This is a genomic window from Clostridium chromiireducens (assembly GCF_002029255.1).
In the GTDB taxonomy this organism is placed as follows: domain Bacteria; phylum Bacillota; class Clostridia; order Clostridiales; family Clostridiaceae; genus Clostridium; species Clostridium chromiireducens.
On the sequence record NZ_MZGT01000014.1, the window covers coordinates 19,522 to 33,018 of the forward strand.

A 13,497-nucleotide genomic window follows, 5' to 3' on the forward strand; every position below is an offset into this window, starting at 1 on the left:
TATTATTATTTTATCATCTTTTTACTAACTTAACAAGACAATTATCAGTTTATTCTGAAAATTAAGCGCAAAAAATAAATCTAACTGTAAATTTCAGAATAGATTTCTCATTTGGTCCGTTAGCAATAATTCAAATATAAATAAAAGTAAAGCTAGTTGACCTGGTTTTTGACCCCACACTCGCCTGCTGGAGCTTTTGCTAATAGAATTTAATCCCTCACTACTAACCCTCTCAGAATATAACTGGCAGGACTTACTTCTATACCGCACCATGCTCCTTAGACATTTTGCCTAAATTACGTGGATCGTTTTGCCTGCGACTAGCTTCGACTTTCAACCACAAACCTAGCTTTACATTAATATTATATATGACTTTTGGCTAAGGTCAATAGTTTTATATCGTTTACTTGATATTTTTTTAATAATTTATACGCTTCATTAATGGTTGCACCGGTAGTAATTACATCATCTATTAGTATAATATTACATCCCTTTAATTTTATTCCTCTTTTTATATTAAAAGCATTTTTTATATTTTCGTATCTTTCTTCCTTTTTTAATGTTTTCTGTTCTTTTGTTTCCTTACTTTTAATTAATATCTCTAAACTTCTAATTGATAAATCTCTAGATATCTTTTTAGCCATATATTCGCATTGATTAAATCCTCTTACCTTTTTTGATTTTTTTGATAGAGGTATATATGTTATTATGTATTCCTTGTAGTTAAAATTATTAATAATATATTCTTCAAGCAGCTCTGTTAGTATATCCCCCGCCGTAAAATTGTTCTTATATTTAAACTTTAATATTAACTCCTTTAATACTCCACCATAATAACCGTAGCTTATTATTTTATCTTGATATAAATTCTTTATTCTTTTTATATCTTTTCTACAATTTTCACAAATTCCAAAACAATCATCATCTCTACATATAATGCAATAATTTTCTCTTGGATATATTACTTCAATTAGTCCTTCCCACAAATTTCTTATAATTCTATTAAGCGTTTCTCCCATACTTTTTTATTGAAATCTCTTGCCATACTTTTTGCTCTTTCCATATCATCTGATACCTCATTTGAAACTAATAAAACCTCAGGTAATTTAAGATTAACATTTCTTATTTGTCCACATACATATAGTAGTTTCTTATACGTATATCTCTCATTATCAGAAAATAATATTACTGCATCATCCATATAGCAATATTCAAGTAACTCCTCTATTTTATTGGTTATTACAAATATTGCCTTATCTTTATATTTTGATACCTTTTCACATCTCTTCATTTCATCTTTTTCTGATACTTTTATTACCTTCACGTCTTGAAGCTTTAATTTATTAGAAAAATAATCATATACTATGCTAAGTTTTTCTCTGTTTGGTACATAAATAACTACTTTATGATTGCTTTCTCTGAACCACTTAAAATAGTCATAAAGAGTAAATGGAATATCTAAATTCAGATCTATTCTAGTTGTTAATATTCTGGGTTCCACAAAAGGTTTTTTGTAGTTATATGCTACAAGCTCAAGCTTCTCACCAACTAGAGCCAATTTTTCTATACTATATATCAGCACTCTTTTGCCCAAACTTGCACAAATTTCAAGCATATCTCTTACAGTTACATTACTTAAATTAGAAAAGTATGTAATGTCATCAAAAATCACCAAATCATAATGTTCTTTAACCTTCATCAAGTTGCTATAATGAATAAATGTAAAATCTGAGTTCGAATGCCCCTTTTCAATATAAGAATGAGTTATATTTGAATTAAGTTCTCTTACAATGTTAACAAGTTCTCTATTCTCTCCATTCTTTCCCCAAACATATAATACTTTATTATTGTTTTGGGCAAGCTTACATATTATATTTGAAAAAATACATGATGTATTAAACGGGACTGTAACAATTGTTAGAAATTTGATATTTTTCTTATACCAATACTCTATTTTATCAAATGCGTATTTCAAATCTTCTTCTGTTACTTTAGATACATTCCTCATACACCTATCTCCCTTCAATTAATTTTCAAACTCATCTTTAGTTATTATATCTTTAATTCTATGTTTTAATGCCGAATATCTTTCTATGCTATTTGTATTATTAATCATATACATTAATGCTTTTTGAAATCCAACAACAACTACTAATTGTTTAGCTCTTGTGATCCCCGTATAGAGTAAATTACGGTTCATCAAAAAAGGTGAACCCATAAACACTGGCATTATTACAACTTTAAATTCGCTTCCCTGACTTTTATGTATTGTAGTTGCATATGCTAAATCTAATTCATCTAAAAAATTAAAATCGTAAATTACTTTTCTTTCCTCATCAAATATAATGGTAAGAGTTTTTCTCTCATCATCTATACTCTCTATAAATCCCAAATCACCATTAAATACACCAACACCTTCACTTTCACCATAACCACTAACTCTAACCCATTTTAAAGTATAGTTGTTCTTAGTCTGCATAACTTTATCTCCTTCTCTAAAAATTATATCTCGAGAAGTCTTTTCTTTTTTATCTTTTGATGGTGAATTAAACATTTCTTGAAGAATAGTATTTAAGTTAGTTACTCCGAGCACCCCTTTTCTCATAGGAGTTAATACCTGCATATCTTTTAATTTATCCCATGATTTATTAAACTTAGGAAGTCTCCTATTCATTAAATCCATTATTGTATTAGCTATTCTTTCTTGATTTTCTTCATTAATAAAGAAAAAATCTTTATCCTTTTGATTTAATAATGGCATCTCACCTTGATTTATCCTATGTGCATTTACTACAATCAGACTTTCTGACCCCTGCCTAAAGATTTCTTTTAATCTTACAACCTTTATATATTCACTTTCTATAAGATCCTTTAATACGTTTCCTGGCCCAACAGACGGCAATTGATCTACATCTCCTACAATTATTAATCTTGTTCCTAAATTAATAGCTTTTAGTAAATTTTGCATTAGCATTATATCAATCATAGATGCCTCATCAATGATTATCACATCGCAATCTAGAGGTGATGATTCTCCTTTCTCAAAGACCGATTCATCATCTTCCGCGATCCCCATTTCTAATAATCTATGTATTGTTTTAGCTTCCCTTCCTGTTGATTCAGTCATTCTTTTAGCAGCTCTTCCTGTGGGTGCTCCAAGTATTACCTTCATCCCATTATTCTCATAAATATGTATTATAGCTTTTATTATTGTTGTCTTACCGGTTCCAGGACCTCCTGTTATTATTTCTATACCGTTATTAAAAGCTCCACTAATCGCTTCCCTCTGTGACTCTGCAAATTTTATATTTTGTTCCTTTTCAAATACATCAATTTCAAAATCAATGTCAGAATTTATAGTTTGTATTTGTTGCAACCCTAAAGTAATTATTTTACTTGTCACACCTAGCTCACAATAATAGTACTGGAGTAAAAAACCCACTTCAATTCCATTTACATTTTCAACAATAATTTTTTGCTGCGCCGACATATCATATATGTTCTTCTCGATTACTTCCTTAGATATTAATAAATTTCTTTCACATTCCTCTATTATATTATCCTTCGGCATAAATGTGTTACCTGCACCACAAAATTGATTCATTACATATTTAATGCAGCTTTGTATTCTAAAATCTGAACTGCCTTCAATTCCTATACTCATTGCAATTCTATCTGCCGTCTTAAATCCAATACCGGATATTTCATCACATAGTATATAAGGATTATCTTCTACTATATGTCTTGCATTTGGTCCAAATTTCTTATAAATCTTCATGCATTGGTTATTAGTAACGCCATGTTTATGAAAATATAGTATTATATCTTTTAAGCCTTGTTGTTCTATATAAGATTCATATATTATTTGAAATTTTTTTTCGCCTATGCCTTCTATTTCCGTAAGCCTTTCGATATGATTTTCCATGATATCTAAAGTTTCTTCACCAAACTTTTCTATTATCTTCTTAGCTGTTACAGGTCCAATTCCATGTATTATTCCAGCACTCAAGTATTTCTCTATTCCATCTAATGAGTTTGGAAGAAGTTCTTCATAATCTTGAATATTAAATTGATTACCAAACTGCTTATGCACTGTCCAGTATCCTGTTAATTTTACATTCTGTCCTTCCTTCAAAAACGGAACAGTTCCAACAGCATTAATTAAATTTTTCTCATTCCTAATCCTACAAACTACATAACCAGTATCCTCACTTTTAAATACAATGCTTTCTACAAAACCATTTAGAACTTCCATAGAATCTCTCCAAACTTTTTATGTTTATTTAAACTGCTAAGAATAAAATTTAACTTTAGATTTATTTCTTTTTTTATTATATCACAAATAAATTGCACAATAGTTTAACACTATTAATTTGTTAATATTATTCTAATATAATAATTTCTTATGAATATTAGACTTATTTGAAAGTGACGGTCTCAAAGATATCTAACAACAGCATACATTAACTAATTCTTGATAAAATTAAAAATTCATTACGCAATAAAGCTGTCCTAAATAAATTTAAGACAGCTAATAAATACATCTATACTATTTTTAAGTTACTCTAGTGATTTAAATTACGCTTTAATTAGTAACAATTAAAGCTTAGATATATTTTTTTATTTCTTCAGCTTTATTTAATTGTTCCCATGGTAGATTAAGATCATTTCTACCGAAATGTCCATAAGCAGCTGTTTGTCTATAAATAGGTCTTCTTAAGTCAAGATCTCTAATTATAGCTCCTGGTCTTAAATCAAAAACTTTTTCCACTATTTCAACAATCTTATCTTCATCAATCTTTCCCGTTCCAAAAGTTTCCACTTCAATTGAAACTGGTTTAGCAACACCAATTGCATAAGCTAATTGAATTTCAAGTTTATCAGCAACACCTGCAGCAACTAAATTCTTAGCTACCCATCTTGCAGCATAAGCAGCTGATCTGTCTACCTTAGTTGGATCTTTTCCAGAGAAAGCTCCGCCACCGTGTCTACCATAACCACCGTATGTATCAACTATTATCTTTCTTCCTGTTAACCCTGAATCTCCTTGAGGGCCTCCAACAACAAATCTACCTGTTGGGTTAATGAAATATCTAGTTTCACTATCTAATAACTCTGCTGGAACAACAGCGTCTATAACATACTTTTTAAGATCTTCTTGAATTTGTTCTAAAGTTACTTTCTCATCATGTTGTGTTGATATAACTATAGTATCTATTCTCTTAGGTACATTATCTTCATATTCAACAGTAACTTGAGTTTTACCATCTGGTCTTAAATAATTTAAAGTACCATCTTTTCTTACTTCTGTAAGTCTTCTTGATAATTTATGAGCCATGTATACTGGAAGCGGCATAAAATCCTCTGTTTCATTAGTCGCAAAACCAAACATCATACCTTGGTCTCCAGCTCCAACTGCCTCTACTGCATCTTTTTCACCTTTTCTTGATTCAAAAGCTTCATCAACACCCATTGCAATATCGGCTGATTGTTCATCTATTGATGTGATAACTGAGCAAGTATCACAGTCAAATCCGAATTTTGCTCTATCATATCCAATTTCTCTTACTGTTTGTCTAACTACCTTTGGAATATCAACATAACAATTTGTTGTTATTTCTCCCATTACCATAACCATACCTGTAGTAGTGCATGTTTCACAAGCAACTCTAGCAAGTGGATCTTGTGTCAAAATAGCATCTAATATAGCATCAGAGATTTGGTCACACATTTTATCTGGATGCCCTTCTGTAACTGATTCTGAAGTAAATAATCTTCTCATTTTGTTCTCTCCTTCACTTATATATGTATCATTTTATTTTATACATATATTATTTTATTTTAAAAAACTTATATCTACTTATTATATTTTAAATACAATATAAACCAAATTAAATTACTCTTCTCCATTGATTTCTAATATTTTTTACTTTAATAATTAAGCACGCGTAAACTTAATGATATCAAGTGAAACTTGATTCAGGTGGAGCTTATTCTTCATCTGAATCTTAGTTGAAGTTATACCTTCAAGGGGTGCCTCGTCTAGAGTCGTTCCACTGTTAGCAACAATCTTAATAGGGATTAGGAGCATTACAGTTGCTCGACATCAGATAAATAAAAAAAGCTCTTCGATAAGAAGAGCGCGATTTTAACAATCATTTTCTTATCTTGTAGAAATATCTACAGGAATTGGCACCTTATATTAATACAGGTTGCCGGGTTTCACAGGGCCCTATCCCTCCACCTCTCTTGATAAGAGTTACATAATTTAATTTTCAAAAATATTTTATCACAGCATCCATAATTAGTCAATATTATAACTATCTATTATTATGCTAATATTCAATAAAAAAGAATAAACTATGTTTATTCTTTTTGGTGGAGGAAGATGGATTCGAACCATCGAAACGAAACGTAACAGATTTACAGTCTGCCCCCTTTGGCCACTCGGGAATTCCTCCATATTATTTTGTTGGAGCTGGCAATAGGAATCGAACCTACAACCTGCTGATTACAAGTCAGCTGCTCTACCGTTGAGCCATGCCAGCATATTTATTTAATTATATTTTTTTAAGATGGTGGGCACAACAGGGCTCGAACCTGTGACCCCCTGCTTGTAAGGCAGGTGCTCTCCCAGCTGAGCTATGCGCCCATCTTAATGGTGGAGGAAGATGGATTCGAACCATCGAAACGAAACGTAACAGATTTACAGTCTGCCCCCTTTGGCCACTCGGGAATTCCTCCATATTATTTTGTTGGAGCTGGCAATAGGAATCGAACCTACAACCTGCTGATTACAAGTCAGCTGCTCTACCGTTGAGCCATGCCAGCATGTTTATTTGATTATTTTTTTTAAGATGGTGGGCACAACAGGGCTCGAACCTGTGACCCCCTGCTTGTAAGGCAGGTGCTCTCCCAGCTGAGCTATGCGCCCATCTTAATGGTGGAGGAAGATGGATTCGAACCATCGAAACGAAACGTAACAGATTTACAGTCTGCCCCCTTTGGCCACTCGGGAATTCCTCCATATTGTTTTGTTTGTTGCACTTGTCGTATTGCTAATCAACAATGATTAGTATATCTGCAAAGTGATTTTATTTCAACTCTATAATTACTCTTTTTAGCGAAATTATCCCCGGATTACTTCATATTTCTACATCATACTTCCATTTAACATAGTAATCTAATTATTTTCTTATTTTTTCATTTATTCTCTTTATATCTAAAAATGAAGAGCTTAGTTGTTCCAGTTTATTGTAATCCTCACTCGAAAGTCTCTTCTTTAAAAGCTTAAAAGCATTTATTACTCCTTTTTCCTCATCAGGTTCTTCATAATATTCTTTTATTCTTCCCATATCTAGTGCTGATAGTTTTTTCATTATTTGTTCTAATTCTTTCTTATTTTCAGGTGATAATTGTTCCAATATTTTTCCTTTATTTACTTTATATATTGATTTTGTATATGACACCACCGTTTCAACATCTTCTTTTTTTGCACTCATTTGACCCTGTGGTTCCCAGTAAAATACTAAATAAATATTCATTATTACTGTGATAAATAAAAATAAACCTATTAAATACTTCTTCATAAATACCTCCTTTATTACTATTAATTACCATTTATATTTTTTTTATACTATCTTCTTTCTATTCCTCATATATATCTATAAAGGGGGTATATATTCTTGATGAAACCAGATATTAATCTTAAATTTAATTACAATCTAACTTTAGAAATTAAAAATTATATCACCGAAAATACGGTAATAGTTTGCATTGGTACTGATAAATGCATTGGAGATTGTCTTGGTCCATTAGTTGGAACTATACTAACTGAGAATTTCTTCCCCCTACCTGTTTATGGTACCTTATCTTCTCCAATTCACGCCTTAAATATAGATGAACGCTTAAGTGAAATACAATCCAATCATCCTGATGCATCTATTATTGGTGTTGATGCTTGTTTGGGTGATGAAGACGACATAGGTGAAATTCGCATAAGAAATTACGCAATACATCCAGGTAAAGGCGTGGGCAAGGAGCTTCCAGAAGTCGGAATTGCATCAGTTATTGGTATTGTTGACTCTAGCGACAATGCCGAATTCTTCTTTTCTCGCAGTATAAGACTTTCTTTTATTATGGATATGGCTAAGATTATATCCAGAATTTTTATGGAAGCCTATAACTTAAATCGCGGGCAATTCCCAACCATTTAAAATTTCATAAAAAATAACAGCCAAAATTACTTATTTTGACTGTTATTTTTCTGCTATTCTATAAGCACTATTTGCTGAGAGTTTACATCTCCATCCAACTTGTCTATGTAACTAAGTACTTTACCAGTTCCTTTAGCGACACACTCTACAGAATCTTCAGCAACCATTGCCGCTACTCCTGTCTTAAATTCTATAAGCTTATCTAATCCGTGTATTAACGCACCTCCACCGGTCATTAATATTCCTCGTTCGATTATATCTGAAGCCAATTCAGGTGGTGTTTTTTCTAACACTTTTTTTACTGTGTCAACTATTATTTCTACAGGTTCTTTTATTGCATTTCTTATCTCTTCTGTTGTAATTTCTACTTCGTCTGGTAATCCTGTGATAAGATTTCTACCTTTCATCATACATGATAGATTTCTAGAATTCTTAAATGCTGAACCAATATTAATTTTTAAATCCTCGGCTGTCTTTTCACCTATCATTAACTTATATTCATTTCGCACATACTTTATTATAGCATCATCAAATTTATCTCCAGCCACTTTTATTGATTCTCTTTCTACTACTCCACCCAGTGAAATTACAGCGATATCGCAAGTCCCTCCTCCAATATCTACTACCATGCATCCATTAGGCTTTGTAATATCTAGCCCTGCTCCAATAGCAGCTGCTAACGGTTCCTCTATTAAATGAACTGTTTTTGCTCCTGAATTCATAGCTGCATCAATTACAGCTCTCTTCTCTACTTCTGTAGCTTGAGATGGTACGCAAACAATTACTTTAGGAGCCCTAATACCTCTTTTTCCACATGCTTTCCTAATAAATTCTTTTAGCATCTTTTGTGTTATGTCATAATCTGAAATAACACCATCTCTTAACGGTCTTACTGCAACTATATTTCCGGGGGTTCTTCCTATCATTTTTCTAGCTTCTTCACCAATAGCCAACAATTTATTATTATTTTTATTTATAGCTACAACAGAAGGCTCTTTTAATATCACCCCTTTACCCTTTACATAAACTAGTACAGTTGCTGTTCCTAAGTCAATCGCAAGGTCTATCCCTGTTCTCCAAAAGCACATCTCTTATTCACTCCTATAATACATATTAATACCTATGTTTACATAATTCTACTAATAATATATTATAGACTTAATCTTATTAAGATTCAATAATTTTATATTTCATTTGAGTGGCTTTTCCACCTCTAATATGTCTCTCAGCTTTATTCAATTCTAGAATTGAATGAGTTTCTTGTGCTATTTCTGGATTAATTTTTAAAAGTCTTTCTGTCATATCTTTATGAATCGTACTTTTACTTACTCCAAAAACTTTGGCAGTTTTTCTTATTGTAGCTTTTGAATCAATAATATACTTTGCTACATCTAAGACTCTTTCCTCAATATAATCTTTCAAAATACCACTTCCTTTAATTAAATACTTTTATAAATTACATAATCTCACATTTTGTATTAGTCATTCATTTTGAATTAATGAATGACTAATATTTTGTTTTCATAAAATATTATTTAGATTTTAATTTAAAATATTTTTCTGGATTAACTTGTTCTCCATTAGCATCAATTACTTGTAAATTTAAAAACTCTCCAAATGAATCTTTACTAAATACCTTTGCAGTTTCTCCGACTTTAGCGATGACTTGATTTGCTGTAACCTTACTACCTTTTTTTACTAAAACATTGGCATCAAGATTACCATATCTTGTTCTCAATCCATTTGCATGTTTAATTTCTACAACTACACCTTCTTCTACTCCTGAATTATCTACAAGCTCTACTACTCCATCGGCTGCCGCTTTAACATCTGTGCCTATTTTAGCTTCTAAGTTTACACCTCTAATAGTTCTAAAAATACCTTCTTCTACTTTTACCGGTGCTGGATAAGTATATTTTCTGCTCTCAACACCATCTAAAGGATTCACAAAACTCACTGTATTATTTGTAGCTACCGTAGCTGCTTTTTCTGTCTTTGTCTTATCAGTTGTATTTTTATTACTTGAAGAATTATCAACTCTCTCAGCATTCTGAACTTCATTAACTGTTTTTCCACTGTCGTCTGAGTTCAATGTTAATTCTTTATTAATATCTTCAGTCTTATTAACTTCACTTCTATTGCTCAGCATTTTATAAGAAATAGTTCCAACTGTAACTATTATGCAAAGACAAAGGAATAAAGCGATGTAAAATCCCTCCTTCCTAATCAAATTTCTGAATTTCTCTTTTAAATTTTTGTTCAATATGAACACCTCCTATTGTTATAGTTCCCTTTTTATGAAAAATAATACATAACCAAGCACTTTTATTACATTTTATTTTTCATTTTTTAAAATTTTCAATAATAAACCGCGAACATTTACCTAGTACTAATAATTATGAACTCATAACTCATAAGCTATAATTTATAACTACCAAATCCTAGACTTTCACCTCTTTCATGTATAAGTTCAACTAAATTTATAGGGATTATTATTCGCTGCTTCATATAGCACTCCATTATAATTTCCAATAAAATTTAGTGTTAGCTAGATTATGTCCTTCTTCTTATTCTTTAAACAAAAAAAGAAGAAATATTTGTAATATTTAAAATTAATTACAAATATTTCTTCCATATTAATATTTTCCAAACTTAGTTCACTGTATCTTGAAATAATTCCATGTCATTTATATTCTATTTCTTGAATTTTTACTCCATTATAGTAATGCTTAAGAATTTCCTCATATGCAGAACCATTTTTAGCCATGACATTTGCTCCCCACTGACTCATACCAACGCCATGACCATAGCCTGTACAATTCACAGATACTACATTATTCTCAAAACTCAGCTTAAAATTTGTTGAATTTAAATTAAATAGCTCCCTAAACTCAGTCCCTTTTATGGTAGTGTTCCCCACCTTTATTTCCTTTACGCTACCACCCTCAGTATAACTTTCTATCTTAATTTGAGATAATAAATTATCTTTCTTAATATTTGAGTTTGTATATCTTCCAGTTACTTTATTTACAAATTCACTCACCGGAATTTTTATAGTTGTTTTATACTTTGGAGCAATTTCCTCACCTTTGCTTTCTTCAGATTTTAAATATGGTACATCAACTGAGAATACATCTTTAGCATCTTCTGTTTTACCTGAACTGGTTGCAAAAAATTGAGGATATTCTAACACTTTCCCATCATAAGTAAGAACTTGACCCTTTGTATCTAAAACTGACTCTCTTATCCTTTCCCAGTTGCTCTCTGCTTGACTTTTCCCCCATTTAGATACTCTTTCTTCTTTACTCATGTAAACTTGACAATTTATAGTATCACAAACTTCTGCTCCTTTTGCTTTAGAGTCTTTATCTGGATTATTCCTTTTATTCATATAAAATGTTCTTGCTGCAACTGCCTGAGCCTTTAACGCTTCTTCTTCAAAGCTAGCTGGGACTTCACTTGCTACAACTCCCATTATATAATCTTCCAAATCTAATTCCTCAACTCTATCTTCCGACTTACGGTAAAGCTTAACTTTCCCATCAACAGGAAAAACTATGTTTGAATTCTTTACTATATCATTATTGTCCAAACTAAATTCACTGTTAATTCCCTTTCCAGTGCCCAGAAAAATTAAAGGCAGTACTACTAATATAATAACAATAAACACGGTCATGACACCGATTGTCTTCACACTGCTATCTATCTTAATATTTTTAGTTTTTACATTAATTATTTTCATAACTTATCCTCCTAAAGCCTGCACTATAAAGTATATGTTTAACTTTTATAATTATGTTAACTTTTATGCATTCCACTTCACCCTAAATTTAAACATAAAAAAGACTATCTAAAAATAAGATAGTCTCTTGCAATCTTTCATATTTAAACATTTATCCTGTAAATTTCTGCTCCTAGTCTTCTAAATTTTTCTTCAATTTCAACATATCCTCTGTCAATATGGTAGATATCACTTATTTCAGTTTCTCCTTCCGCTACCAAACCTCCTAAAATCAATGCTGCCCCTGCTCTTAAGTCCGTTGCCTTAACCTCACATCCTGTCAATTTTTGTGCTCCTTCAATTATAGCTGTCCTCCCATCGATTTTTATATTAGCCCCCATTCTTTGAAGTTCTGCTACATGCATAAATCTATTTTCAAAAACTGTTTCTGTAATAACACTTACACCTTCAACAATTGATAATAAGCTCATCATCTGTGCCTGCATGTCAGTTGGAAATCCAGGGTATGGAAGTGTTTTTATGTCTAGAGGTTTCTTAGTGGCTCTTCCATCCACAATTACTGAATTATTTATATATTCACTAAACTTAACTCCGCATTCTTTTAGTTTTTCTATCACAGGTCTTAAATGTTCTTCATTTACTCCATTAATCTTTAGCTTACTATTTGTAATAGCAGCAGCTATCATAAAAGTTCCTGCTTCTATTCGATCACATATAGGCCTATAGCTTATTCCCTTCAAGCTTTTTATTCCTTCTATAGTTATTTTTCCAAATCCAGCTCCCTTTATTTTAGCACCCATTTTATTTAAGAATTGTGCTAAATCCCAAATTTCCGGCTCTTCTGCTGCATTTTCTATTATAGTGGTACCCTCGGCAAACACCGATGCCATCATGATATTTTCTGTTGCACCAACTGAAGGAAAATCTAGATATATTCTGCTTCCAATCATTTTTTTCGCCTTCACTTCTACAAAACCATGCCCCATTATAATGTCAGCTCCAAGTAACTTAAACCCCTTAAGATGTAAATCGATTGGTCTACTTCCTATGTTACATCCACCTGGTAGTGATAGCTTGCAATATCCAAATCTGGCAAGCATAGGCCCCATAATCAAGAATGATGCTCTCATCTTCCTCATAAGTTCTGTATTTGCATCCATCTCTACTATATTCTTTGTATCTATAGTTAATCTATTGTTTACATTTGAAATATTAACATCACAATTTAATTCACTTAATAGTTTACATATAACATCAACATCTTCTAATTTAGGTGTATCCTCAATAACTATAGGCTCTGGGCACAATATAGTTGCTGCAATTATAGGTAAAATTGAATTTTTAGCACAGCTTATATTCACTTCACCCTTAAGTTCCTTTACACCTTTAACCACTATTTTCTCCATATTATCCTCCATAATGAATTGTTAAGCATTTGAAATGACTATCCAAATGATTTATACTTTGTATCATTAACGCATTAAGATATTTTCCTTACATCAAATTGTAATTAAAACTTACTTACATTAAATGAAACAA

Annotated in this window: 11 protein-coding genes, 7 tRNA genes and 1 riboswitch; of the genes, 1 reads left to right on the forward strand and 17 read right to left on the reverse strand. The window is 31.4% G+C overall.

The window, feature by feature from the left end:
• Positions 1 to 362: 362 nt before the first annotated feature.
• From CLCHR_RS06490 to CLCHR_RS06545, 12 genes are all read right to left on the reverse strand, one after another.
• Entirely contained in the window at positions 363 to 1,019 is a 657-nt protein-coding gene (locus tag CLCHR_RS06490) for a ComF family protein (RefSeq protein ID WP_079438890.1), read from the reverse strand.
• Entirely contained in the window at positions 992 to 2,008 is a 1,017-nt protein-coding gene (locus CLCHR_RS06495) for a hypothetical protein (protein ID WP_079438891.1), read from the reverse strand. The genes CLCHR_RS06490 and CLCHR_RS06495 overlap by 28 nt, the downstream gene beginning before the upstream one ends.
• 18 nt (positions 2,009 to 2,026) lie before the next feature.
• The gene (gene recD2 / locus CLCHR_RS06500; RefSeq protein ID WP_079438892.1) at positions 2,027 to 4,255 is read right to left on the reverse strand and encodes an SF1B family DNA helicase RecD2; all 2,229 of its coding nucleotides are present in this window, start codon (positions 4,253 to 4,255) and stop codon (positions 2,027 to 2,029) included.
• 351 nt (positions 4,256 to 4,606) lie between these two features.
• Complete coding sequence (metK, locus tag CLCHR_RS06505) at positions 4,607 to 5,782, reverse strand: methionine adenosyltransferase (protein ID WP_079438893.1); 1,176 nt, start codon at positions 5,780 to 5,782, stop codon at positions 4,607 to 4,609.
• Positions 5,783 to 6,160: 378 nt separating this feature from the next.
• Positions 6,161 to 6,259: riboswitch (SAM riboswitch) on the reverse strand.
• 117 nt (positions 6,260 to 6,376) lie between these two features.
• A tRNA-Tyr gene (locus CLCHR_RS06510) sits at positions 6,377 to 6,461 on the reverse strand.
• 12 nt (positions 6,462 to 6,473) lie between these two features.
• Positions 6,474 to 6,548, reverse strand: a tRNA-Thr gene (locus CLCHR_RS06515).
• 28 nt (positions 6,549 to 6,576) lie between these two features.
• Positions 6,577 to 6,652, reverse strand: a tRNA-Val gene (locus CLCHR_RS06520).
• 7 nt (positions 6,653 to 6,659) lie between these two features.
• A tRNA-Tyr gene (locus CLCHR_RS06525) sits at positions 6,660 to 6,744 on the reverse strand.
• Between the two features lie 12 nt (positions 6,745 to 6,756).
• Positions 6,757 to 6,831: transfer RNA gene (locus CLCHR_RS06530), tRNA-Thr, on the reverse strand.
• Positions 6,832 to 6,858: 27 nt separating this feature from the next.
• Positions 6,859 to 6,934: transfer RNA gene (locus CLCHR_RS06535), tRNA-Val, on the reverse strand.
• 7 nt (positions 6,935 to 6,941) lie between these two features.
• A tRNA-Tyr gene (locus CLCHR_RS06540) sits at positions 6,942 to 7,026 on the reverse strand.
• 161 nt (positions 7,027 to 7,187) lie between these two features.
• Entirely contained in the window at positions 7,188 to 7,589 is a 402-nt protein-coding gene (locus tag CLCHR_RS06545; RefSeq protein WP_079438894.1) for a hypothetical protein, read from the reverse strand.
• A gap of 96 nt (positions 7,590 to 7,685) precedes the next feature.
• On the opposite strand from CLCHR_RS06545, the gene yyaC reads away from it, so the two are divergent.
• Positions 7,686 to 8,216, forward strand: a complete 531-nt coding sequence (gene yyaC, locus CLCHR_RS06550; protein WP_079438895.1) for a spore protease YyaC — start codon at positions 7,686 to 7,688, stop codon at positions 8,214 to 8,216.
• Positions 8,217 to 8,269: 53 nt separating this feature from the next.
• Here the strand turns inward: yyaC and mreB are convergent, their stop codons facing one another.
• The 5 genes from mreB to murA all read right to left on the reverse strand — a co-directional run bounded on the left by mreB (position 8,270) and on the right by murA (position 13,364).
• Positions 8,270 to 9,304 (reverse strand): rod shape-determining protein, encoded by a 1,035-nt coding sequence (gene mreB / locus CLCHR_RS06555; protein WP_079438896.1) that lies wholly within the window; start codon positions 9,302 to 9,304, stop codon positions 8,270 to 8,272.
• A gap of 79 nt (positions 9,305 to 9,383) precedes the next feature.
• A complete protein-coding gene (gene spoIIID, locus CLCHR_RS06560) occupies positions 9,384 to 9,638 on the reverse strand; it encodes a sporulation transcriptional regulator SpoIIID (RefSeq protein ID WP_079438897.1) in 255 nt (84 codons plus the stop codon).
• Positions 9,639 to 9,747: 109 nt separating this feature from the next.
• The gene (locus CLCHR_RS06565; protein WP_079438898.1) at positions 9,748 to 10,479 is read right to left on the reverse strand and encodes a M23 family metallopeptidase; all 732 of its coding nucleotides are present in this window, start codon (positions 10,477 to 10,479) and stop codon (positions 9,748 to 9,750) included.
• Between the two features lie 420 nt (positions 10,480 to 10,899).
• Positions 10,900 to 11,958 (reverse strand): stage II sporulation protein D, encoded by a 1,059-nt coding sequence (spoIID, locus tag CLCHR_RS06570; RefSeq protein WP_079438899.1) that lies wholly within the window; start codon positions 11,956 to 11,958, stop codon positions 10,900 to 10,902.
• A gap of 143 nt (positions 11,959 to 12,101) precedes the next feature.
• A complete protein-coding gene (gene murA / locus CLCHR_RS06575) occupies positions 12,102 to 13,364 on the reverse strand; it encodes a UDP-N-acetylglucosamine 1-carboxyvinyltransferase (protein WP_079438900.1) in 1,263 nt (420 codons plus the stop codon).
• Between the last annotated feature and the right edge of the window lie 133 nt (positions 13,365 to 13,497).

Coding starts and splice junctions, on each gene's coding strand:
- CLCHR_RS06490 (WP_079438890.1), bottom strand. CDS start 1,019: ATGGGAGAAACGCTTAATAGAATTATAAGAAATTTGTGGGAAGGACTA.
- CLCHR_RS06495 (WP_079438891.1), bottom strand. CDS start 2,008: ATGAGGAATGTATCTAAAGTAACAGAAGAAGATTTGAAATACGCATTT.
- recD2 (WP_079438892.1), bottom strand. CDS start 4,255: ATGGAAGTTCTAAATGGTTTTGTAGAAAGCATTGTATTTAAAAGTGAG.
- metK (WP_079438893.1), bottom strand. CDS start 5,782: ATGAGAAGATTATTTACTTCAGAATCAGTTACAGAAGGGCATCCAGAT.
- CLCHR_RS06545 (WP_079438894.1), bottom strand. CDS start 7,589: ATGAAGAAGTATTTAATAGGTTTATTTTTATTTATCACAGTAATAATG.
- mreB (WP_079438896.1), bottom strand. CDS start 9,304: ATGTGCTTTTGGAGAACAGGGATAGACCTTGCGATTGACTTAGGAACA.
- spoIID (WP_079438899.1), bottom strand. CDS start 11,958: ATGAAAATAATTAATGTAAAAACTAAAAATATTAAGATAGATAGCAGT.
- murA (WP_079438900.1), bottom strand. CDS start 13,364: ATGGAGAAAATAGTGGTTAAAGGTGTAAAGGAACTTAAGGGTGAAGTG.